The sequence below is a fragment of the Henriciella sp. AS95 genome (assembly GCF_038900055.1).
GTDB lineage: Bacteria > Pseudomonadota > Alphaproteobacteria > Caulobacterales > Hyphomonadaceae > Henriciella.
In genome coordinates this window covers 1,965,342-1,988,036 of the sequence record NZ_JBBMQM010000001.1, presented here as the reverse complement: position 1 = coordinate 1,988,036, position 22,695 = coordinate 1,965,342, and the positions used below count along the sequence as shown (strand labels likewise).

The 22,695-nt window shown below is 58.6% G+C and carries 25 protein-coding genes; 13 read left to right on the top strand and 12 right to left on the bottom strand.

What is annotated here, in order from left to right:
- Positions 1-33 precede the first annotated feature (33 nt).
- The 7 genes from gmk to fabD form a co-directional block, all read right to left on the bottom strand.
- A complete protein-coding gene (gene gmk, locus WNY37_RS09860; RefSeq protein WP_342973221.1) occupies positions 34-687 on the bottom strand; it encodes a guanylate kinase in 654 nt (217 codons plus the stop codon).
- Entirely contained in the window at positions 677-1,567 is an 891-nt protein-coding gene (locus tag WNY37_RS09855; RefSeq protein WP_342973220.1) for a YicC/YloC family endoribonuclease, read from the bottom strand. Before WNY37_RS09855 ends, gmk begins: the two co-directional genes overlap by 11 nt.
- Positions 1,564-2,598, bottom strand: a complete 1,035-nt coding sequence (gene mltG, locus WNY37_RS09850; RefSeq protein ID WP_342973219.1) for an endolytic transglycosylase MltG — start codon at positions 2,596-2,598, stop codon at positions 1,564-1,566. Before mltG ends, WNY37_RS09855 begins: the two co-directional genes overlap by 4 nt.
- A gap of 59 nt (positions 2,599-2,657) precedes the next feature.
- On the bottom strand, positions 2,658-3,941 hold the full coding sequence (gene fabF, locus WNY37_RS09845; protein ID WP_342973218.1) for a beta-ketoacyl-ACP synthase II: 1,284 nt from the start codon (positions 3,939-3,941) through the stop codon (positions 2,658-2,660).
- Between the two features lie 9 nt (positions 3,942-3,950).
- A complete protein-coding gene (locus WNY37_RS09840) occupies positions 3,951-4,187 on the bottom strand; it encodes an acyl carrier protein (protein WP_084393532.1) in 237 nt (78 codons plus the stop codon).
- Between the two features lie 109 nt (positions 4,188-4,296).
- On the bottom strand, positions 4,297-5,034 hold the full coding sequence (fabG, locus tag WNY37_RS09835; protein WP_342973217.1) for a 3-oxoacyl-[acyl-carrier-protein] reductase: 738 nt from the start codon (positions 5,032-5,034) through the stop codon (positions 4,297-4,299).
- A gap of 53 nt (positions 5,035-5,087) precedes the next feature.
- On the bottom strand, positions 5,088-6,032 hold the full coding sequence (fabD, locus tag WNY37_RS09830; RefSeq protein ID WP_342973216.1) for an ACP S-malonyltransferase: 945 nt from the start codon (positions 6,030-6,032) through the stop codon (positions 5,088-5,090).
- A gap of 148 nt (positions 6,033-6,180) precedes the next feature.
- On the opposite strand from fabD, the gene WNY37_RS09825 reads away from it, so the two are divergent.
- From WNY37_RS09825 to WNY37_RS09790, 8 genes are all read left to right on the top strand, one after another.
- Positions 6,181-7,011 (top strand): isocitrate lyase/phosphoenolpyruvate mutase family protein, encoded by an 831-nt coding sequence (locus WNY37_RS09825; protein ID WP_342973215.1) that lies wholly within the window; start codon positions 6,181-6,183, stop codon positions 7,009-7,011.
- A 156-nt stretch (positions 7,012-7,167) separates the two neighbouring features.
- The gene (rpsF, locus tag WNY37_RS09820) at positions 7,168-7,506 is read left to right on the top strand and encodes a 30S ribosomal protein S6 (RefSeq protein ID WP_342973214.1); all 339 of its coding nucleotides are present in this window, start codon (positions 7,168-7,170) and stop codon (positions 7,504-7,506) included.
- An 11-nt stretch (positions 7,507-7,517) separates the two neighbouring features.
- Positions 7,518-7,790, top strand: coding sequence for a 30S ribosomal protein S18 (gene rpsR, locus WNY37_RS09815; protein ID WP_084393527.1), 273 nt, complete (start codon positions 7,518-7,520; stop codon positions 7,788-7,790).
- A gap of 12 nt (positions 7,791-7,802) precedes the next feature.
- Positions 7,803-8,393, top strand: coding sequence for a 50S ribosomal protein L9 (rplI, locus tag WNY37_RS09810; RefSeq protein ID WP_342973213.1), 591 nt, complete (start codon positions 7,803-7,805; stop codon positions 8,391-8,393).
- 209 nt (positions 8,394-8,602) lie between these two features.
- Positions 8,603-10,090 (top strand): replicative DNA helicase, encoded by a 1,488-nt coding sequence (locus tag WNY37_RS09805; RefSeq protein WP_342973212.1) that lies wholly within the window; start codon positions 8,603-8,605, stop codon positions 10,088-10,090.
- A 154-nt stretch (positions 10,091-10,244) separates the two neighbouring features.
- Positions 10,245-11,306, top strand: a complete 1,062-nt coding sequence (alr, locus tag WNY37_RS09800; protein WP_342973211.1) for an alanine racemase — start codon at positions 10,245-10,247, stop codon at positions 11,304-11,306.
- Positions 11,284-12,099 (top strand): ABC transporter permease, encoded by an 816-nt coding sequence (locus WNY37_RS09795; RefSeq protein ID WP_342973210.1) that lies wholly within the window; start codon positions 11,284-11,286, stop codon positions 12,097-12,099. The genes alr and WNY37_RS09795 overlap by 23 nt, the downstream gene beginning before the upstream one ends.
- A gap of 3 nt (positions 12,100-12,102) precedes the next feature.
- Positions 12,103-12,867, top strand: a complete 765-nt coding sequence (locus tag WNY37_RS09790; RefSeq protein WP_342973209.1) for an ATP-binding cassette domain-containing protein — start codon at positions 12,103-12,105, stop codon at positions 12,865-12,867.
- Positions 12,868-13,152: 285 nt separating this feature from the next.
- On the opposite strand, the gene WNY37_RS09785 is transcribed toward WNY37_RS09790, so the two are convergent.
- Entirely contained in the window at positions 13,153-13,482 is a 330-nt protein-coding gene (locus WNY37_RS09785; protein WP_342973208.1) for a UrcA family protein, read from the bottom strand.
- Positions 13,483-13,642: 160 nt separating this feature from the next.
- Between WNY37_RS09785 and radA the strand changes: the two genes are divergently transcribed.
- The 4 genes from radA to WNY37_RS09765 are packed head-to-tail and all read left to right on the top strand — an operon-like array spanning position 13,643 to position 17,764.
- Positions 13,643-15,019, top strand: a complete 1,377-nt coding sequence (radA, locus tag WNY37_RS09780; protein ID WP_342973207.1) for a DNA repair protein RadA — start codon at positions 13,643-13,645, stop codon at positions 15,017-15,019.
- On the top strand, positions 15,016-15,564 hold the full coding sequence (locus tag WNY37_RS09775; protein ID WP_342973206.1) for a CvpA family protein: 549 nt from the start codon (positions 15,016-15,018) through the stop codon (positions 15,562-15,564). Before radA ends, WNY37_RS09775 begins: the two co-directional genes overlap by 4 nt.
- Before the next feature lie 30 nt (positions 15,565-15,594).
- Positions 15,595-17,034: an amidophosphoribosyltransferase gene (purF, locus tag WNY37_RS09770; RefSeq protein ID WP_342973205.1), complete on the top strand. Its 1,440-nt coding sequence runs from the start codon at positions 15,595-15,597 to the stop codon at positions 17,032-17,034.
- 28 nt (positions 17,035-17,062) lie between these two features.
- Positions 17,063-17,764, top strand: coding sequence for an SDR family NAD(P)-dependent oxidoreductase (locus WNY37_RS09765; protein ID WP_342973204.1), 702 nt, complete (start codon positions 17,063-17,065; stop codon positions 17,762-17,764).
- A 35-nt stretch (positions 17,765-17,799) separates the two neighbouring features.
- Here the strand turns inward: WNY37_RS09765 and der are convergent, their stop codons facing one another.
- The 4 genes from der to panB are packed head-to-tail and all read right to left on the bottom strand — an operon-like array spanning position 17,800 to position 22,434.
- A complete protein-coding gene (der, locus tag WNY37_RS09760; protein WP_342973203.1) occupies positions 17,800-19,380 on the bottom strand; it encodes a ribosome biogenesis GTPase Der in 1,581 nt (526 codons plus the stop codon).
- Positions 19,381-19,428: 48 nt separating this feature from the next.
- The gene (locus WNY37_RS09755; RefSeq protein ID WP_342973202.1) at positions 19,429-20,775 is read right to left on the bottom strand and encodes a PQQ-binding-like beta-propeller repeat protein; all 1,347 of its coding nucleotides are present in this window, start codon (positions 20,773-20,775) and stop codon (positions 19,429-19,431) included.
- Positions 20,772-21,521: a hypothetical protein gene (locus WNY37_RS09750; RefSeq protein WP_342973201.1), complete on the bottom strand. Its 750-nt coding sequence runs from the start codon at positions 21,519-21,521 to the stop codon at positions 20,772-20,774. Before WNY37_RS09750 ends, WNY37_RS09755 begins: the two co-directional genes overlap by 4 nt.
- Before the next feature lie 46 nt (positions 21,522-21,567).
- Positions 21,568-22,434, bottom strand: coding sequence for a 3-methyl-2-oxobutanoate hydroxymethyltransferase (gene panB, locus WNY37_RS09745; protein WP_342973200.1), 867 nt, complete (start codon positions 22,432-22,434; stop codon positions 21,568-21,570).
- A gap of 4 nt (positions 22,435-22,438) precedes the next feature.
- Here panB and WNY37_RS09740 point away from each other — a divergent pair, with 4 nt between their 5' ends.
- Positions 22,439-22,675 (top strand): hypothetical protein, encoded by a 237-nt coding sequence (locus tag WNY37_RS09740; RefSeq protein WP_342973199.1) that lies wholly within the window; start codon positions 22,439-22,441, stop codon positions 22,673-22,675.
- Positions 22,676-22,695: the final 20 nt, after the last annotated feature.

Genomic DNA, 22,695 nt, shown 5'->3' with positions numbered 1-22,695 from the left:
TATGAGTAAGGCGCATTCGAGAAGCGAACTAGGTCAGGCCTCGCCCATCAATTCCCGGACATGGTCTTCCAGGCTGAGCTGGCGCAGGCGCTTCAACCGTTCGACGAGCAGGATGCGTTTGAGGCGCTGATAGGCAACTTCGAGATCATCATTCACGATTGCATAGTCATAGCGCCGCCAATGACGCATCTCGGCCTTGGCGTCACGCATGCGGCGTTCGACGATTTCGTCAGTGGAGCCGGGCCGCGCGGCGAGCCGAGCCTTAAGCGCTTCAATGCTTGGCGGAAGCACAAATACGGACACCACGTCACGGGGCATCTGATCATGCAGGGCATCGGCGCCCTGCCAGTCCACGTCGAAAAGGACGTCATGGCCGGTTTCCAGCAAACGTTCCGTGTCAGCGCGCGGTGTGCCGTAAAGATTGTCGAAGACGAGTGCCCATTCGAGGAATTCCCGGCGGGAAATCATTTCGCGGAAATCGTCACGTGTCTTGAAATGGTAGTCGATGCCATCGGTTTCGCCCGGACGTGCTTCGCGCGTCGTGGCCGATACCGACAATTTGATGTCAGCAAACTCTTCCATGAGCTTGCGGGCCAATGTTGTCTTGCCAGCCCCAGACGGGGAAGAGATGACCAGCATCAGTCCACGGCGTTGCCCCTGATCTTTCGGATGCCCGCTATTCGACATTGGCTGCCTGCTCCTTGAACTGGTCCACCAGTCCTTTGATCGCGAGTCCCGCATTCGTCAAATCGAGGCTGACCGATTTTGAACAGAGCGTATTGGCCTCACGGTTGAATTCCTGTGCGAGGAAGTCGAGCTTGCGGCCGATAGCGCCTCCGCCCTCAAGCAGCGACCGACCGGTTTCGATATGAGCCGCCAGCCTGTCCAGCTCTTCGCGAACGTCGGCTTTCGCTGCTGCCAAGGCAATCTCGGCCGCCATGCGGTCCGCATCGACATGTTTGTCAGCCTCAAGCTCGGCGATCTGCTTTTCCAGCCGCGCCTTCAGAAGCTTAGGCTGGTCACCGGCGAGCGCAGCGGCGTCTGCGCGGTGCGCTTCCATCTCGTCCAGATACCCGGAAATGACGTCAGCCATGGCGGCCCCTTCGCTCCGCCTCGACAGGGCAAGATCAACAATGAGCTGTTCGCCAGCGGCAGCCATGTCACGCACGACGCTTTCATCGGCTCCAATATCCCGGGTGGATTGCACGCCAGCCTCGACGACGCCCTTGATCGTCATCAGTGTTGCCAGCGCATTGCCGTCCATGGCAGCAGACGACGCATTTTGAAAAGCATCAACGACGGCGTTCAGCGCATCGGAATTGACGACCAGCGTCTCTTTGCCAGCAGAGAGGTCAATGCGGAGGCCAATCTGAAGATTACCGCGCGAAAACGCTTTTGAAGCGGCCTGTTTGACCTGCCGTTCGAGCGTTTCAAACCCGCTCGGCACGTTGACTCGAACGTCAAGCGAGCGGCCATTCACGCTTTTGGCTTCCCACGCCCAACTGCCCCAGTCGGCTTCTCCCGATACGCGGGCAAAGCCTGTCATCGACGATACGGTATTGGTCAATTACTGCGCTCCCGGGCGATCTCTTCACGCTCATAGGCGCGATAGGCGGCGACATTTTTGTTGTGCTCAGCAAGCGTCTCAGCGAAGAGGTGTCCACCTTTGCCGTCAGCGACGAAGAAAACGTATTCTGTTTGCGGTGGATTCAGCACCGCCGCGATGGCATCGCGGCCAGGATTGCAGATCGGCGTCTTTGGCAATCCGTCCATCTGATAGGTGTTCCAGTCCGTCTGACGATTGAGCTCCGACCGGTACAATGTGCGCCTGACCTTCTCGCCATTTAGCGTTCGGTAAAGAGGTTCCCCGCCAGACACGCCATATATGACGGTCGGATCACTCTCGAGCCGCATGCCTCGCTTCAGCCGCGTCGTGAAGAGACCCGCCACAAGCGAGCGCTCTTCGGCTATTGCGGTTTCCTTCTCGACAACGGACGCAAGGATCACAGCCTCCTCCGGTGTGGCGACAGGGATGTCATCCTGACGCTCCGGCCAGAGTTCTGCGAGGAGATCGTCCTGCGCCTTCTCCATACGCTCTATGATGGCGGTCTTCGATGTATCGGAGGCGAATATATAGGTGTCCGGCAACAGTGTGCCTTCAGCGATGTCTCGGTCCGGCAGATCACCGACAAGATCAGGATGCGCGTCTACCAGGCGGAGAATCTGTGCGGTGGTCCGCCCTTCGGGCACAGTGATACGGTACTGGATCACGTCACCTTCAACCAGCTGGTCGAGCACTGCGCCCATGCTGGCCCGCGCCGGGATGGCGTATTCGCCCACTTTGAGGGCAGCCTCTTGGCCACTGATCCGCGCGTGAAGTTTCATCGCGCGTGCATCTGAAATGATGCCCTGGTCTTTGAGGCGTTGAGCCACGGCACCGACGTGATCACCGGACTCAACTCGAAAATTTGTTTCTTCGATGATTGGCCCAGGCTTGGCGACTTCATTCTGCAGCCACATCCAGCCGCCAGCCAGCGCAGCCCCACCAATGATGACGCCGATAATGAGAAGGACGAAAATTGCTTTCAGAAAACCCATGGAAGCGACTCAATCAATTGATTCCGCCCCACTTTGCCCCACCGACGCGCGAATAGGAACTAGTCAGCCTGCTTAAGGATCAGACAGGCATTCGTGCCGCCAAAGCCGAAACTGTTCGACATCGCTGCCCGGACCTGACCTTTTTTCGCTTTGTGCGGAATGAGGTCGATAGGTGTGTCCACGCTTGGATTGTCCAGATTGAGGGTCGGCGGCATCACCTGGTCGCGGATCGCGAGCGCACAGAAAGCGCTCTCAATGGCACCCGCTGCACCAAGCAAATGGCCAACCGCAGACTTCGTCGATGACAGTGACAAGTTCTTTGTGTGATCGCCAAAGAGCCGTTCAACAGCGCCAATTTCACCTTCGTCGCCTTTTGGCGTCGAGGTGCCATGGGTGTTGACGTAGTCGATGTCGGACACATCAAGACCGGAATGACCAAGCGCCATCTTCATGGCGCGGTAGCCGCCTTCAGATCCTTCGGCGGGTGCTGTGATGTGATAGGCGTCGCCCGTGAGGCCGTAGCCCGCCACTTCGGCATAGATCTTCGCACCGCGCGCTTTTGCGTGCTCATACTCTTCGAGCATGACGACTGCGGCGCCCTCGCCCATGACGAAGCCGTCGCGATCCTTGTCATAGGGACGCGAAGCCTTCTCAGGCGTGTCGTTGAAATTGGTCGACATCGCCTTGGCCGCGCAGAAACCGGCAATGCCGATCTCACAGATCACAGCCTCGGCACCGCCAGCCAGCATGACGTCGGCATCACCGTATTTGATGAGACGGGCTGAGTCGCCAATGGCGTGAGCCCCTGTCGCGCAGGCCGTGACGACCGAGTGGTTGGGCCCTTTAAATCCGTGACGGATGGAAACCTGCCCGGAGGCCAGGTTGATCAAAGCCGATGGGATAAAGAACGGGCTGACCCGGCGAGCGCCCTGCGTGTGCAGTGTGATTGCCGTGTCGTAGATTGACTGGAGACCACCGATTCCGGACCCGATCAGAACGCCTGTGCGCTCCTTGTCATTGTCCGATTCCGGTTTCCAGCCAGAGTCCTCGACGCATTCGTCTGATGCAGCAAGCGCGTAGAGGATGAACTCATCGATCCGGCGACGTTCCTTGGAACTTGCCGCCTTATCGGGGTCGAAGGCGTGCGGATCATCCGCACTGCCGCCGCCGCGGCCGTCATTCCACGGAACCTGAAAGGCGATCTTGCAGGGCACATCCTTTGTATCGAACAGGTCAATGGGACCCGCTCCGGACTTGCCTGCAATAAGGCGTTCCCATGTGGCCTCGGTCCCGTTTGCAAGCGGGGACACGATACCGATTCCGGTAATGACGACGCGACGCATCAGCAGCTCCTAGGAGACGTGTGCCTTGATGTGGGTGACAGCGTCACCAACGGTACGAATGTTTTCTTGAACATCGTCCGGGATCTCGATGTTGAACTCTTCCTCGAAAGCCATGACCAGCTCGACGAGGTCGAGAGAGTCAGCACCGAGGTCATCGATGAAGCTTGCAGTTTCGACGACCTTGTCGCCCTCAACGTCGAGATTCTCGACAACGATCTTTTTTACACGCTCGAAAACGTCAGACATGGAAAACCTCTCTCATGATGTCTGATAGGAAGACCGAACCGGTCTTGGGATGCCCCGTAGCACGAAGATAATCACGTCGCCAAGGGCTTCAACTGTTTGGTAAACAGCCTTAAATCATAGCCATACCGCCATTCACGTGAAGCGTCTGGCCTGTGACATAGGCCGCTTCATCTGACGACAGGTAAACCACAGCGGCAGCAATGTCGCTACCCTGACCGAGTTTTCCGGCCGGAATCTGTCCTAACAGCGCATCTTTTTGCGTTTCTGGCAGTCCGTCCGTCATCGGCGACTGGATAAAGCCCGGAGCGACACAGTTCACCGTGATTCCACGGCTGCCGACTTCCTGCGCCACCGATTTCGTGAAGCCGATCATGCCAGCTTTGGACGCGCAATAATTCGCCTGGCCGGGATTTCCCATCACGCCGACCACGGACGTAATGCCAACGATTCGGCCGTGACGGCGCTTCATCATGCCTCTCATCGCGGACTTGGTGAGGCGGTAATAAGAGCCCAGATTGATGTTGAGCACGTCATTCCAATCTTCGTCCTTCATCCGCATCAGCAGTCCATCGCGGGTGATGCCCGCATTCGCCACGAGGATATCGAGGGGGCCAATGGCCTCTTCGGCGCGGCCAACAAGTCCATCGACAGATTCTGCATCACCGAGATTGGCCGTGACGACTGCGGCTTCGCCAGAGAGGGAAGCTTTGACGTCTTCGAGGACACCTTCGCGGGTACCGGACAAGGCGACTTTTGCGCCTGCATCCGAAAGGGATTTTGCAATCGCGCTTCCGATGCCACCTGATGCGCCAGTTACCAGCGCCGTGCGGCCAGTAAGATCAAACATGGTTTCGTCCTTCTTCCCGAGCGTTTCGTATCAATGTTGGGGACTATGTCGCCCTAGCCGAGCCGTTCTGCAACTGATTCGACCTCTTCGGGTGTTCCCAAAGTCAGCCCCTCGACGCTTTTAGCCGTCCGGCGGTTCATCACGGTAAGGACTTTGCCGGCTCCGGCCTCGACGAACAGGTCAACGCCCTGTGAGACCATAAACTCGACGCTTTCGCGCCAGCGGACCTGTCCTGTGACCTGCTCGATCAGTTGCTGGCGGATAGCAGCCGGATCAGTCGTCGGCTCAGCGGTCACGTTCGCCACAAGCGCCGTCGCCGGCGCTTTGACCTCGATGCCCGCCAGGGCTTCCATCATGGCGTCTGCCGCAGGCTGCATCATGGAGCAGTGAAACGGCGCACTGACCGGAAGCATCATCGCCTTTTTCACGCCGACCTCTGACACCTTGGACGCGGCAAGCTCGACAGCCGCTTTCGAGCCAGAGATGACAATCTGACCCGGCGCGTTGTCGTTTGCGATCTCACACACGCCGCCCTCGGCTGCGCCCAGTTCACACACCGCAACGGCTTGATCGGGGTCTGCACCGAGGAGAGCTGCCATGGCGCCCTCACCGGCTGGAACAGCCGCCTGCATGGCATTGCCGCGAATGCGCAGGACACGGGCTGCGTCCGCAACGCTGATCGCGCCGCTCGCCGCCAAAGCGGAGTACTCGCCAAGTGAGTGTCCTGCGACGAATGCCGCCTTCTCGGGCCCAACGCCTTTGGATTGCAGAGCGCGCATGGCGGCGACACTGACGGCCATCAGGGCTGGTTGGGTGTTTGCCGTGAGCTTCAGCTGCTCTTCATCGCCCGTCCAGATCAGGCTGGAGAGGTCTTGGCCCAGCGCGGAGTCAACTTCGTCGAAAACGGCTTTGGCTTCTGGAAAAGCATCAGCAAGGTCCTTGCCCATGCCGATGAACTGGCTGCCTTGTCCCGGGAAAATGAACGCAAACTTCGTCATGACGCCCTGCCCTTTGGTTTATGTGAATCGTTTTTTCGTTTGGCGCACTGCCTAGAAGGGTCCAGTCTGATGCGCAAGTATCGGGTGGCGACCAGGCTGCCTTGCGCTGCATATCCTGCACGTCCACACACATAGCTAATGGATCGACATGACCAGTCAGGCAAATCGGGCGAAAGCCTTCCAATCGCTTCACCAAGAGGGTTGCTTTGCTCTACCCAATCCCTGGGATCGTGGGTCGGCCCGAATTCTCGCCGGTCTCGGTTTCAAGGCGCTGGCGACCACGAGTGCCGGCTTTGCGCGTTCAACTGGCGTCGACGATTATCGAGTGACTCGCGACATGGTGATCGCCCATGCGCGAGCGCTGTGCGCAGCGACTGACCTGCCGGTCACCGCCGACCTGGAGAACGGTTTTGGCGATACGCCCGAAGACTGCGCCGAAACAATCCGGATGGCGTCGGAGGTCGGTCTTGTCGGTGGGTCGATCGAGGACTTCTCCGGCGAACCCGGACAGCAGTATGACCTTGCGGCGGCCACCGAACGTGTGGCTGCGGCGGTTGAAGTTGCCAATGCCCTGCCCTTCCCGTTCATCGTGACGGCGCGCGCAGAGAACTTTTTCACGGGCAGTCCGGATCTCACAGATACCATTGCCCGGCTGCAGGCCTATCAGGACGCTGGCGCACATTGTCTCTATGCGCCGGGCCTTCGCACGCTCGATGACATCAAGTCCTTGCTCTCGTCGGTTGACCGCCCGGTGAACGTACTTTTGGGCCCCTCAGCCAACCGCGTTCCTGTCTCTGAACTGGCAGAAATTGGCGTTCGCCGCGTCAGCGTCGGCGCAGTCTTCAATAGCCTGGCCTATGGCGCTCTGATCGACGCTGGAGAAGAACTTTTAGAGAGCGGCACGTTTGGATTTATGGAACGGCTGCCCGGCGAGAAACTGATGCGGCTCATGAATGCCGGGTCGGCCGATGAGGACTGAGCCTGGCGGCTTGATTTTATCCACAGTTTAAGGTTTAAGCCGCGCTTCAACGGGATGCGGTCCTGCGGTGCGGAATGAGCTGCACATGTCAGGGGCCATCGCCGGAGAGGTTTCCCGCCACTCCAGCGCCGCAACTCAGAACCATGGGAAAGCAAAATGTCATATTACGAACACGTGCTGATTTCTCGGCCGGACATCTCGCCTGCACAGGTGGAGACCCAGATCGAAGAGCTCAGCGAATGGCTGAAAGGCCAAGGCGCCAAGGTCGGCAAGACCGAATATTGGGGTCTGCGCAACCTCTCCTATCCGATCAACAAGCAGCGCAAGGGTCACTACTCCCTGCTCAACATCGACGGCCCGGCCGAAGCGATTGCAGAGCTTGAGCGCCGCCAGCGGATCTCCGACGACGTCATCCGTTACATGACGATCAGAGTCGATCAGCTCGACGATGAGCCGTCCGCGATGATGGGCCGTAAAGGCCGCAGCAAGGACTAAGGGGAAGCAACATGTCATCAGAAAACAATGCAGGTGATATCAACATCACCAACATTCCGGCCCGCCGGACATTCAATCGCCGCCGCAAGGTCGACCCGTTTTCGGGCGAAGGTGCACCGGAGATTGACTACAAGGACGTAAAACTCCTTCAGCGCTACATCTCCGAGAAGGGCAAAATCGTCCCGTCACGGATCACCGCTGTGAACGTCAAGAACCAGCGTAAGCTTGCCCGCGCCATCAAACGCGCCCGCATGCTCGCGCTTCTGCCATTCACTGTGAAGTAGGAGGACACCCACATGGATATCATCCTTCTTGAACGCGTTGAAAACCTCGGCGAGCTTGGCGAAGAAGTGACAGTGAAGAACGGTTTCGCCCGTAACTTCCTGCTGCCTCGCGGCAAGGCGCTTATTGCCAATGACAAGAACCGTGCCCGCTTCGCTGCGGAACGCGACGTCATTGAAAAGCGCAATGCTGAAGCCCGCTCGGAAGCCGAGACCCAGGGCCAGAGCCTCGACGGCACTGAACTCGTTCTCATTCGTCAGTCTTCCGACACTGGCAACCTTTACGGTTCTGTCTCGACCCGCGACATCGTCGATGCGCTGGCCGAGCAAGACTTCAAGGTCCGCCGCGGCCAGATCAAGCTGGACCAGCCGATCAAGACGATTGGCATCTACGAGATGGACGTGCGCCTTCACGCTGAAGTCGCGGTTTCAATCTCTGTGAACGTCGCTCGTTCGCAGGAAGAAGCTGATCGTCAGGCTGCTGGCGAAGATGTCATCGAAACCATCCAGGCTGAGCAACAAGGTGCAGCCGCAGAGCAAGCCGCAGAAATGGCGGAAGCGAATGCTGAAATGATGGAAACGGCCCGCGAGAGCGACGAAGACTAAGCCAACCATCACGTCTTTTTCAAAAGGCCGCGCTCAATCGGGTGCGGCCTTTTTTCGTGACCGGAACCCCCGGTCTATCCGGGCTTGTCCACAGCTAAAGAATCCTCTGTGGACCGACCGCAAAACCGCGCTGGTTAGCTGCGAGTCAAGCCTGCAATCTCGATGCTCTCTTGGTTAATATCGCAAATGCAGTCACACTGGTCCAAACCATGAACGATATGTCGAACCCGCCCTCCACTGTGGAGGCACCGCACAATCTGTCCGCAGAAGCCGCCGTCATCGGCGCAATCCTGTATGACAATAACGCTTTTCAGCGCGTCGCAGACACGCTGAGACCGGGTGATTTTTACTCAATTCCGCACCAGGAAATCTTCGAAGTCTGCTCAAACATGATCCAGTCAGGCCGCGTTGCGGACGGGATCACGCTTCGCGAGCACTTTGAAAAGGCGGATAAACTGCAGGAGATCGGCGGCGCCGCCTATCTTGCGGAGCTTCTCGATTCTGCGGCGTTCGGACCCGAGATCTCGGACTATGCACACATGATCCGTGATTTCTCGATGCGGCGAGAGCTGATCGACATTGGGGCCAGCGTGCAGCAACGCGCCTATCGCCCTGCTGCCGATGAAAACGGTGACCGCCAGATGGAGTTGGCCGAGCGCGCTCTTTTCGACCTGGCCGATCGGGGGTCGTCCGGCCGAGGCTTCGCGACATTCGGAGCGGCTCTGAAAGAATCGCTGCTCATGGCCGAAGCGGCCTATAAGCGGGACGGCAAGATTGCTGGCATCGCCTCCCATCTCGACGATCTGGACCAGAAGCTGGGCGGCTTTCACCGGTCTGACCTCGTCATTCTCGCCGGTCGCCCATCGATGGGTAAAACGACGCTGGCGACGAACATCGCCTTCAACGCAGCGCACCACTGCAAGCGCGAGGTTCAGGAAGACGGCTCGAAGAAGACCGTTCAAGGCGCTGTGGTGGCCTTCTTCTCGCTGGAGATGTCGTCCGAACAGCTTGCGACGCGTATCGTGGCTGAGCGGACGGGTATCAACGCCCACCGCATCCGCCAGGGTGATCTCGACGCGCAGGATTTCGAGAAAATCCGTGAAGCGACTGAGGAGCTCCAGAACCTGCCGCTTTACATCGATGACCAGGGTGGCATCTCGGTCAGCCAGCTCGCCGCGCGGGCTCGCCGCCTCAAGCGGACCATTGGTCTCGATATGGTGGTGATCGACTATTTGCAGCTTTTGACCGCTTCCTCCGGCAAGGCGGGAGAATCTCGCGTTCAGGAAATTACGCAGATTACGATGTCGCTGAAGGCCCTTGCCAAGGACCTCAACGTTCCGGTCGTTGCCCTGTCGCAGCTATCGCGTGCGGTGGAGCAGAGAGACGACAAGCGGCCTCAACTGTCTGACCTGCGCGAATCCGGCTCGATCGAACAGGACGCAGACGTTGTGATGTTCGTCTATCGGGAGTCCTATTATCTGGAGCGGACGGAGCCCCAAGCTGGTGGTGATGATCCTCAGGCCGCAGAGAAGTGGACCAAGTGGCGCCAGCGTATGGACGAAGTCTATGGCACCGCCGAAGTCATCATTGGCAAGCAGCGCCATGGCCCGATCGGCCGCGTCGTGCTTGCATTCGATGCGAATACCACCCGTTTCGGCAATCTGGACCGCGCGCCCGCCGATGACGACTATGAGTGATCATTAAACCAAACGGAGTTCGTTATCGCCCGGCGGGCGCTCAGTGGGCTGATCTGCGAAGCGGTTGTGACGCAAAGCAGGCAGGGCGCGAAAACCGGCATTGCTCCCCACAGCAGGGTTTGCCAAACCAAGCCGCTCAGATTAACGCGAATGCATGAGTCTTCATCCGCGCGCTACAATTCATCTCGACAACATTGTTGCGAATTGGCGGACCATTGGTGCGCTAACGCCAGCAAGTGAAACTGGCGCCGTTGTAAAAGCGAATGCCTATGGTCATGGCGTCGCACAGGTTGCCGGCGCGCTACACAATGCCGGGTGCCGGACCTTCTTTGTTGCCTACGTGGAAGAAGGCGCCGAGCTGCGCGAAGCGGTCGGACCTGATGCGAAGATTATGGTCTTCAATGGCGCGCAGGAAGAGGATCGTACACTTGTACGGGACGCCCAGCTGGTCCCCGTCCTGAACTCGCTGCCGGCAATTGATGAGTGGGTTTCGTACAATCGTACGATCCCGTTCGCTGTCCATATCGATACTGGCATGAACAGACTTGGCGTGCGCCCCGATGACGTTGCTCGAATGCTGGACCTTACCAGGGGAACAGCGTTGACTCACGTGATGTCCCATCTGGTCGATTCCGACGATCCAAAATGTCCGCTTAATACCCGTCAGTGCTACACGTTTGGTGATTTGATCCGTCCGTTAACCTCGATACAATCCAGCCTGGCCAATACCGGCGGATGCTTTCTCGGACAAATGTACGGCTTTGACGTGACCCGGCCTGGAATCGGCCTGTATGGGGGCGGCCCGCGACCGCCGGAAGGTGTCGACATCCTCCCCGGAATGACGCTGGAAGCGCCGATCCTCACGGTTCAGAAAGCACGCCCCGATGAGACAGTTGGGTACGGCGCAACATGTGAGCTGAAGCAGGACACCCTGCTCGCAACCGTTGCGCTGGGCTATGGCGACGGCTTCCCTCGGTCTGCTGGCAATCAGGGGGTTGCAACGCTCGGCGGCATTCGTTGTCCGATCATGGGAAGAGTATCGATGGACCTCATCACGATCGATGTGAGCGCAGCATCAGACCTTGCCAAACCGGGCGGGTTCGCCCAATTCATCGGGCCGGATGCTCCTCTTGAGGAGCAGGCAAAATGCGCCGGCACAGTCGGCTATGAACTTGTTACAGGATTGGGACATCGTGTCAGACGGCTCTACGACTAAAACCGGCGGCTTCCCCAATCCGCTCGCATGGCTCGGACGGGGCGCTATCGGCTTGTTCGCCGAGACAGGTAGCCTGTCGCTATTTGCCGGCCGCACAATTGCGTCAGCGCTAAGCCCCGGCTGGAACCTCGCCCAGGTCTGGAAGCAGATCATCGCAATCGGTTTCTACTCCCTTCCTGTTGTCGGTTTGTCAGCCGTGTTTATCGGCGCTGCGCTCGCGTTGAATATTTACACCGGCGGTAACCGGTTCGGGGCGGAGCAATTCGTGCCGAACATTGTCGTTCTCGGTATCACTCGAGAGCTGGGCGCTACGATTACCGGCCTGATGCTGGCGGGCCGAGTCACGGCGGGCATCGCGGCCGAGATTGGCGCGATGAAGGTCACAGAGCAGATCGACGCGCTGAAAACCCTCTCAGCAAATCCCTTCCGTTATCTCTATGCCCCGCGGTTTGTTGCGGCGTGCATTACCCTGCCCATTCTTGTCCTCATCGCAGACATTGTCGGCGTGATGGGCGGCTGGCTCGTCAGTGTCTTCGCACTCGACTTTGATTCCACCACCTATCTTCGCAACACGGTGGATTTCGTGACCACCGATGATATTGTCGTCGGCCTGATCAAAGCCGTCGTGTTTGGCGCAGTGATCGCGATCATGGGTTGTTATCAGGGCTCCAGATCGAAAGCTGGCGCCACCGGCGTCGGCCGGGCAGCGACCCTTTCCATGGTCGGCGCGGCAGTGCTGGTCCTTGCGTCCAACTACATGCTGTCCACCCTGTTCGTGCGGATAGGAATTTAAGCGATGACCCAGCCCATCCTGCAGCTCAAAGGTGTTGAGAAAAGCTTTGGCGCCAACCACGTCCTTCGCGGCGTCGATATTGATGTTGCCCCTGGGCATTCGCTTGTCGTGCTCGGAGGGTCGGGTTCCGGCAAGTCTGTCATGCTCAAGAATGCGCTCGGCCTGATGACGCCTGACGCCGGACAGATCCTGTTCAACGGCGAGGACGTCACGCATGATCAAGGCAAGGAACGCGAGGCCATGCGGGCGCGGATTGGCATGTTGTTCCAGTCAGGCGCACTGTTCGATAGCCTGACGGTCTGGGAGAATGTCGCTTTCCGGCTTCTCAATGCGGAAAAAATGAAACGATCGGACGCCAGAGAGCGGGCCATCGAAACGCTCAAGAAAGTTCGGCTCGGCTCATCCGTCGCTGATCTCTACCCGGCTGAAATTTCAGGTGGGATGCAGAAGCGCGTTGCCCTCGCCCGCGCCATCATCACCAAGCCAGATCTCATTTTCTTCGACGAGCCGACAACGGGCCTTGATCCGATTACGGCCGACGCCATCAATGACCTGATCCTTGAGCAGGTGAAGGCGCTCGGCGCGGCCGCCGTGACCATTACGCACGACATGGCTTCGGCGCGAAAAGTCGCTGATGAAATTGCTATGTTGTACGAGGGCCGGATTATCTGGCGCGGGCCAGCAGCGCAGATCGATTCGTCTGGCAATGATCACGTTGATCAATTCGTGCATGGCCGCGCCGAAGGGCCGATCCAGCCAGCCATCTAGTCTCTTTATCATCGTGCTGCGGGCGCGCGCGGCTCATGTGAGAGCACTCTGCGCTTAAACAGCAAAACACTGCGGGAAAAAACGCTCAATCGTTAGCGAAGCCCTGCTGGCTGCAGCGCAGCTTACTCAGCGACGTAATCAAATTGACCGAAGCTCACTTCAAATCGCGCTGGTGCGGCACGCCTTAGTTACATCTGTAACTATCGAAATTCTGACTAATCGAATACGAAAACGCCCGGCATCCATTGTCTGAGCACCGGGCGAATATCCTATATATTTTGAGAATCAGCCTGCGCCGGAATTCTTCAGATCTGCCTGCCGCTGGCGCGCGACAGAAAGTGAGTCGAGAGCGTCCGACATTGCGTCAGCAACACACTTCTGGGTCAGGTTTCTTTCGGTGATCGATTGCGGGCCGGATCGTGCCCCGCAGACTTTTTCTGCAGCGTTTTCAATCTTCCGCAAGACGACCGCAGACCCTTCTTCGGTTGTCAGATCGAATCCTGAGATACTGACGTCAACTGAATTGGTTTCTGGAGCGTCGTCCGCCAAGGCTGGACCAGCAGCAAAGAGCGTGGCGGTTGCAAGACTGGCGATGGCAAGTTTCTTCGAGAACATGTTATGTCCCTCTCTGTATTTATTTTCTTACCCGTTCCCTTGAGCAAAAACACCATAACATAATTATTGTTTTTCGATAATTACAAAATAGTAATGTTACATTTGTAATACTCTCATCGAAGCTTCACGTATCCCTCGGACCCCTTTAGGCGTTATCGATATGGCCAAGTCGAACACCGCTTTTGTTTGCCAATCCTGCGGCGCAGTTCATGCGAAATGGGCTGGTCGGTGCGAAGCTTGTGGCGAATGGAATTCGCTTGTGGAGGAAGCGTCGTCCTCGGCGCCGGGCGGCCTGTCCGCCCCCAAATCCTTGTCTCGCAAAGCTGGCAAGGCGGAATTCACGCCGCTTAACGCTGTAACTGAGCCACAACAACGTCATGAGATCGGTGTCGAGGAACTCGACCGTGTCTTCGGCGGTGGTCTTGTTCCGTCTTCTGCGACGCTGATCGGGGGAGATCCCGGCATTGGCAAATCCACCCTCCTGCTTCAGGTCGCCGCCAGACTTGCCCGAAACGGGCTGAAGACAATTTACGTGTCCGGCGAAGAAGCCGCCGCGCAGATCCAGGATCGGGCGCGCCGTCTCAAGGTTGCTGAAAGCCCGGTCGAGCTCGCCACCGAGACAGACCTTCGAAAAGTACTGGCCTCCCTGAAGGCAGCCAAGCCAGATTTCGTCGTCATCGATTCCATCCAGACCATGTGGTCCGATAATCTGGAAGCAGCGCCTGGCTCCGTCGCTCAGGTTCGAGCTTGCGCGCAGGAACTGACGCGCTGGGCCAAGAAATCGGATGTCGCACTCATTCTGGTGGGGCACGTGACCAAGGAAGGCCAGATCGCCGGGCCTCGCGTCGTCGAACATATGGTCGACACTGTCTTCTATTTTGAGGGCGAACGCGGCCACCAGTTCCGCATCCTTCGCGCGGTCAAGAATCGCTTCGGACCGACCGACGAGATCGGCATTTTCGAGATGCATCAATACGGCCTGGCACCAGCGCGCGAACCATCCGCCCTCTTTCTTTCAAGCGATAGCGATTCGTCGGGTGGGGCCGCTGTGTTCGCCGCGATGGAAGGGTCACGCCCTGTCCTCGCCGAAGTGCAGGCCCTCGTTTCAAACTCTGCCTATGGCACCCCAAGGCGCAGCATCGTGGGCTGGGACGCGAACCGGCTTGCCATGGTGCTGGCCGTGCTGGAAGCGCGCTGCGGCGTGTCGCTTGGCGGCCGCGATGTCTATTTGTCCGTCGCAGGCGGCTACCGAATCGCAGAACCGGCAGGCGACCTCGCGGCAGCTGCAGCGCTGCTCACATCACTCGCGGATAAGCCTGCGCCAGAGAAATCAGTGTTTTTTGGAGAGATCGCACTTTCGGGGTCCATTCGACCGGTTGCCCGGATCGATCAGCGGCTCAAGGAAGCCAAGCGACTCGGTTTCAAGCACGCTTTCGTGCCAGAAGGCAGTTTCTCGGCAATTGAAGGGTTGACCGTGACGGGGCTGTCACGGCTATCTGAGCTTGTAGATTTGCTAGGTCCGGAACCAGACGCATGATGGACGCCCTCACAGCCTTTGACGCGATCGTGATCGTCCTTCTGATTATCTCGACCCTGATGGCATTGGCACGAGGTTTTATGCGGGAGCTGGCGACGCTCGGCGCATTCATCGCAGCCTTGGCAGCCGCCTACTATGCTCGTCTCTTTCTGCGCGAATCGCTTGCCAGACTGATGCCGGAAGACTCACCAGATTGGCTACCCGACCTCATTCTGTTTCTCGGCTTCTTCCTGCTCGTCTACGTGATTGTCGCGTGGTTTGGCGCAAACTTGTCGAAATCGATCCAAGGTGCAGAGGGCGTTAGTGCGTTTGACAGAGTCGCGGGCGCCGTCTTTGGTTTTGTGCGCGGCGCGATCGTGCTCATATTCTTCGTTTTTCTTATGCGGATGGCGCTGGATCATGACAGAATCCCGGAGTGGATTCGCGACGCACAATCCTACCCCATGCTGGAGAACGGCGCTGAATACGTAGAACGTTACGCTCCGCAGGTCGGTGAGCGCGTTCAGCAGCGCGACACCCTTGACGAAGTCATCTCTCCGTCATAACTCGCAGGCAGCTAGCTAAGCGAGGTTTCGATGATCTGGGATCATGATGACGACAAGCCTCGCGAAGAATGCGGCATTGTAGGCGTCTTCGGCCACCCGGAAGCATCCCTCCTCACAGCACTCGGCTTGCACGCGCTGCAACATCGCGGACAGGAAGCTTGCGGCATTGCCACGTTCGATGGCGAGAAATTCCATAACGAACGTCATATGGGCCTCGTCGGGGAGAACTTCGGCGGAGACCTGACGGCCCGGCTTCCAGGTCATTCGGCCATCGGGCACAATCGCTATTCGACACAGGGCAAGCCTGCCCTGCGCAATATCCAGCCGATCTTCGCTGACCTCGCATCATCGGGCTTTGCCGTCGCCCACAACGGCAACATTACGAATGCCCGGGCGCTGCGCCGTGACCTCATCGAAAAAGGCGCGATCTTCCAGTCCACGATGGATACCGAAGTCGTCCTTCAACTCGTGGCCCGCAGCCCGAAGCCTCTCATGCGTGACCGCTTCCAGGACGCATTGACCTATATTGAAGGGGGTTATGCCCTCATCGGCCTGACCAACAAGAAACTGATCGGCGCCCGTGACCCAATCGGCCTGCGCCCGCTCGTGCTCGGCAAGATTGGCGACGGCTGGGTCCTGGCATCGGAAACCTGCGCACTTGATATCATCGGTGCAGAATTTGTCCGCGAAATCGAAAACGGCGAAGTCATCATTATTTCCGAACAGGGCGTCGAGAGCTTTCATGCTTTCCCCAAACGTCCGGAAAGCCCTTGCCTTTTTGAGTATGTCTACTTTGCGCGCCCTGACAGTATTGTTCAGGGCCGTTCTGTATATGAGGTGCGCCGCCGAATGGGGCATCAGCTGGCGCGGGAAAATCCGGCAGACGTCGACGTGATCGTGCCGGTTCCCGATTCGGGTGTGCCTGCGGCGATCGGGTATTCCGAACAAGCGGGCATTCCGTTCCAGCTCGGCATCATCCGCAGTCACTATGTTGGCCGCACCTTCATCGAGCCGACCCAGACGGGTCGCCAAAAATCGATCTCCAAAAAGCATTCGCCAAACCGTGCGGTGCTCGAAGGCAAACGCGTGCTCCTGGTCGACGACTCCATCGTGCGCGGCAATACGTCGAAGAAGATCGTGCAGATGGTGCGTGATGCGGGTGCCCGCGAAGTTCACCTGCGCTCTGCCAGCCCTCCGATTATTCATCCAGACTTCTACGGCATCGACATGGCCGCCCAGTCGGAACTGATTGCTGCCAACAACACGCTGGAGCAGATGCGGGACTTCCTGAAAGTTGAGACTCTGGGCTTCCTGTCTGTGCCCGGCCTCTATTCAGCAATCGGCGTCGAGCGGGATGTGAACGTTCCGCAATTCTCAGACCATTGCTTCACAGGCTGTTATCCGACACGCCTCGTCGACCATATGCGAGATGATAGCGCCAAGGATCGTCAGCTTTCCCTGCTGGACTAAGCCTGCCTCGCAGGCTAACCCGCGCCGCATGGATAAACGTATAACGCTCATCACCGGCGCTTCCCGCGGCATTGGCAAAGCCGCTGCGCTTGAGTTGGCCCGCCGTAACCATCACATCGTCGCAGTCGCCCGCTCCAAACTGGCGCTGGAGAAACTCGACGATGAGATAAAGGCCGATGGTGGCTCAGCCACGCTGATTCCGATGGACCTGAAGGACAAGTCAGCCTTCGAAACCGCCGGACAGGCGCTCGCCACGCGTTTTGGCCGTATCGATGGGCTTCTGGCCAATGCGGGCATCCTTGGCACGCTGGGCCCGCTTCAGGCGGTTGGTCCGCGCAGCTTCGAGGAAACCATTGAAGTGAACCTCACGGCCAACTGGCGGCTCATCCGTGCGATGGCGCCGCTGCTGCAACGCTCTGAAGCGCCGCGAGCCGTCTTCATCAGTTCCGGTGTCGTCCCGCGCCCGCGTGCCTTCTGGGGGCCCTATCAGGCCTCAAAGGCCGGCATGGAGCATCTTGCTCTCGGCTGGGCGGACGAAAACGAAAACCTGCCCCTGCGCGTCAATATCTTTGATCCGGGGGCCACCCGGACAGGTATGCGCGCAGAAGCCATGCCCAGCGAAGACCCGATGACGCTGCCAACACCAGAAGACGTTGCCAAAAAGCTCGCGCCGCTTCTTGAGGAAAGCGAGACGCGAACGGGCGTACGGATTTCGTTCAGGGACCAGTAGCGTCGTCGCCTGGATCAGCGACGGTACCGCCGCCCCTACTTGCGCTTGTTGATGCTGCGCGTCTTGCCCTTGCCGCGCCCGCTCGTCTTCTTCTGGTTCTGCGGCTTGTACTTATCAGCGTAAGGGTTCGCCCCTTGGCGAACGAACAGACGGATCGGCACGCCGGGAAGATCAAAGCCTTCGCGTATCCCATTGACAAGAAAGCGTTTATATTGCTCCGGCATCTGCTCGCCGCGCGACGCGATCAGCACGAAAGTCGGCGGCCGGGATTTCATCTGCGCCATGTAGCGAGGCTTGATCCGTTTGCCGTGTACTGAAGGCGGCGGATTGCGCTCAATCGTATAGCGCAGCCAGCGGTTCAGATCGCCCGTCTTCACGCGGGCAGACCAGTCATCATAGACTTTGGCAACGGCCGGCATGAAGCGATCGACGCGCTTGCCTGTAAGCCCCGACAAAGTCACGACCGGCGCCCCTCGGGCATTCGGCAGCAGTGCCTTCGCCATTTCGGAGAGTTCGCGCATCTTCTGCGCATGGTTGTCGACGAGGTCCCACTTGGAAATCACGAACACCAGGCCGCGGCCTTCGCGGATGGCCAGGTCCGCGATCTGGAGGTCCTGCTTCTCGAAGGCCTCATCGGCGTCCATGACGAGCGCGACAATGTCAGCATATTTCAGCGAACGTACTGTTTCGCCGGTCGACATGCGCTCAAGGTTTTCCTGCACCTTCGACTTTCGGCGGAGGCCAGCAGTGTCGACCAGTTTGACCTTGCGGCCTTCATACATCCAGTCCACGGAAATCGAATCGCGCGTAATGCCGGCTTCCGGTCCGGTCAGCACGCGCTGCTCGCCCAGCAGCTGGTTGATCAGCGTCGACTTGCCGGCATTCGGGCGCCCGACAATGGCAAGGCGGATGGGCTTCTTACGCGCTTCTTCGCGTGCCTTCAGCTGCGCTTCGGCTTCTGCGGCGTCATCAATGCCTGCCGCTTCGAGCGCTGCCGTCAGCTCGTCTTCTGTCATGTTGGGATTGTCGACATCAATCTCGGCCATGCGGTCGAGGATCTCGTCATCGAAACCTTCGCCTTCAGCGGCGTCATCTTCAGCGAATGACGCCAGAAACGCTTCTTCGCCAAGCGCCTCGCGGATGGCACCGTAAAGGTCACCCATACCCTCGCCATGCGCGCCCGACAGTCCAACAGGCTCACCAAAACCAAGGCCCCAGGCTTCGGCCATGCCGATATCGCCCTGATTGCCCTCGGCCTTGTTCGCGGCCAGCACGATCGGCAGATCGGCGCGGCGCAGGACGTCAGCAAAGCGTTCATCCATCGGCGTCACGCCTTCACGCGCATCGATCAGGAACAGGGCCAGCTCAGCCTCGCGGATAGCGACTTCGGTCTGCATACGCATCCGCGCTTCCAGCGAATCGTCATTGACGTCCTCGAACCCGGCCGTGTCGATCAGAATGAGCGGCAGGTCTGCCAGCCGTCCCGGCGCTTCCTTGCGGTCGCGAGTCACGCCTGGCTGATCATCGACCAGGGCAAGCTGCTTGCCGGCGAGCCGGTTGAACAGTGTGGACTTGCCCACATTCGGGCGGCCGACAATCGCAATTTTCAATGGCATGGTGCGCCCCTTCCCCGAATTTCAGATTTGGCGAGTGAGCGCAGCCGTCTAGCGGATTGCAATCAGGCGCGCATCATCCGTCAGCACAAAGACCTTGTCGCCGACGGAAATCGGCTCGAGGTAGACCGGATCGCCCAGCTTGACAGACCCTGTCCGCTCTCCCGTTTGCGGGGAGAGAGCAATCAGCTCGCCTTGGGACGACGCGACCAGAACCTGGTTGGACGCAACAATCGGTCCGGCATAGGAAATCCGGCCCTTTTTCTTCTTTTGCTTTTCCCACTGACGTAGCTGCTTCACCCAGTAAATCTGTCCCGTTGCAGCCGACATGCAAACGATTTGACCATCGGTTCCTGAAACGAAAATGTACTCACCAACAAGGGTTGGCGCGGATGTGGACCCCACCGGCTGCACCCAGACGCGGTTGCCCGAGCGCCCATCGATCGCAGCCATGACGCCGGACTGGTTCGCAGCGAAGACAAGGCCGCCACCGACAACGGGGCGCGAAGCAATGTCATTGATCGACGAAATTGGCGTGAACCGTCCAGGACGCGACAGGGCTTCGGTCCAGAGCCGGCGGCCATTTACGGCGAGATAGGCAATGATCTCGCCCGACGAGTAGGGCGTAATGATAATGTCCTCAACCGCCGCTGAACTCGGAGAGCCAAGAATGCGCGCCGATTCTGAAATGGCCTGATCGGTCCACAGGATTTCACCATCACTAATCCTGAAGGCGAAAACTTCATTATTGTTTGATGACACGAAGGCTCGGCCGTCTTTAACCGTCGGCGATCCGGTCATCGGCGCTTCCATATCACGCCGCCAGATCTCAGCACCGTTGGAGGCATCGACAGCAGCGACAAAGCCGTAGCCGCTCGCGACAATCAACCGGTCACCCGCCAGCGCCAGACCCGAGCCGATGCCGACCTGGTCACGCCGATTGCCGGATTTCATCTCGCGCTGCCACAGGCGCTTGCCTGTGTTTACGTCAAACGCCCGAATTGTCTGTTTAGAATCGATAACGAAGATGCTCGTCTCGCTGGCGATGGGCGCTGTGGTGAGAGCGGATTTTCGGCTAGACCCCGCGCCCGCATTGACACGCCATGCAACCTGCATTGACGAAGCCGCAGCAACATGACCAACCGATTTGGTGGCGGTGGACCCGGCTTGAGGCCAGCTTGCAACAGCTTCCGCCTCAGGCAACGTAATCGTGGTGGATGCCAGCTCCGGATCGGCCGTGAGCGTTTCATCGCCCAGCACCATTTCGATCCGACCCGCTTTTTCCTCTTCGGTCAGCCGCTCTTTTTCGGCGCGCTGGTTGCGCATGTACGAACATCCAGCCAAGGACGCTGTCAGCAGGACGACGACCCCCAGCTTGTAATAGGATTTGAAGGTCATTCTTGTGTCTCTCCGTCGGCGGCCCCAGGCCCCGGCTCTATGTCTGTATCAGGTGTCACGGTGTCATCTGCCTCTGGCGCAGCGGCGTCGTCAGGCGTGGCAGCAGTCTCTTTCGGTATGGCAGCCAGCGCTGCGCGAGCGCGTGCCTGGATCGCATCGGTCGCATAAGCATGCGACACAGCCAGGTAATTGAAATCTTCACGCGCCTTGGCGTAGTCGCCCTCAGACGCCGAAACTGCAGCAAGCAGTTCGATGGCCAGGGCTCCGAAACCGGAATCATCGTCAGCAAGGCCGCCCAGATAAGTCTCAAGCTCCGCGCGATTCATCGTCGCTGACTTCAGATAGGCCGCTTTGATCAGCGATACCTTACCAATTGGCGTATCGGTATTTGCGGCCTTTTCCAAAGCTTCTACCGCTCCAGCAACATCCGCGCCTCCTGAAAGTCGCGCTTCCGCCAGATAGTTCGCGGCCAATGGAGAAATATCGACATCTTCGTTTGCCAGAGGTTCCAGCGTCGACGTGGCGGCTTCCCAGTTCTGGGCGGCCAGATCGTCCGTCCCAGCCTCAAACTCCAGCGCGCTCGTTTCCGTCGTTTCGGCTTCACGCGTCTGCAAGTATTCGTTCAACGCCACGCCGCCGATCAGCAATGCTGCAGCGATGTAGGCGAACACGCCATACCGCTTCCAGAGCCTGGCAGCGCGGTCCTGTCGGAGACCTTCTTCAACTTCTTCAAAGATATCAGCCAACTGGCCTACTCCACCTGTTCATTTCCAACGCCAAAGCTGGCGCACCCTAACTGCCGGATTTGTCCCCGCCAAGGCGAGAAAGCCGTTTGTCGTCAGCTTTGGTCAGCTTGTAAGTTTCTGCACTACCGGGAAAAGCGCGGGCGCGCACATCATCGGCGTACCCTTTAACAGATTTCTCGATTTCTTCACGCATTCCGCCGTATTTGCGAACAAATTTAGGGGTCCAGTCGAACAGGCCGAGCATGTCGTGGGTTACCAGGATCTGGCCATCGCAGGACGCCGACGCACCGATCCCTATCGTCGGAATGCTAACACTTTTTGTAATTTCCTCAGCAAGGTCTTCAGCCACGCCTTCGATGACTATTGAGAACGCACCGGCTTCTTCAGCCGCCTTTGCCTCTTCCATGACACGCTGACGCTCATCGTCATTGCGCCCTTGGGCCTTGAAGCCGCCAACGACGTTGATGGCCTGCGGCCGAAGACCGACATGCCCCATTACGGGGACACCGCGATCCACCAGGTGACGAATCTGTTGAGCTGCATAAGCGCCGCTCTCGATCTTCACCGCCTGACAGCCCGTCTCCTTCATGAGGCGCGCTGCGTTCAAGAATGCCTGATCGGCGTTGGTTTCGTAGCTGCCGAACGGCATGTCCACGACAACGAACGCCTGCTGGGATCCCCGCATGACGGCTTGGCCATGCAGGATCATCATCTCCATGGTGACCCCGACCGTCGACGGCAGGCCATGGACGACCATGCCGACACTGTCGCCGACCAGAATGACATCAGCATGGGGGTCCATAATCTCTGCCATGGGCGCATCATAGGCGGTGAGGCAGACCAGAGGCTCACCGCCCTTGGCTGCTGCGATATCGCGAACGGTTTTCCGTCGAATTTGGCTTTGCATTGACATGGGCATGAGCCTTAGCGCGCGTCCTGCCTGCCGACAAGAAACCATGCTAGTTTGTGAAACCATGTCATCTAAACCCGGCTCCTTCCTCAAGACCGCGACAGCCTATGGCTTCATCGCTTTCCTGATCGGTTTTTTGTTCGGCGCCACACGAGAAATGTCGCTTATTCCTTTGTTCGGAGAAACCGCAGGCGAGCTGATCGAGTTTCCGTTTGTGACGCTATCAATTGTCGCGGTGGGCTGAGCGCTCGGGCGGCGTCATGC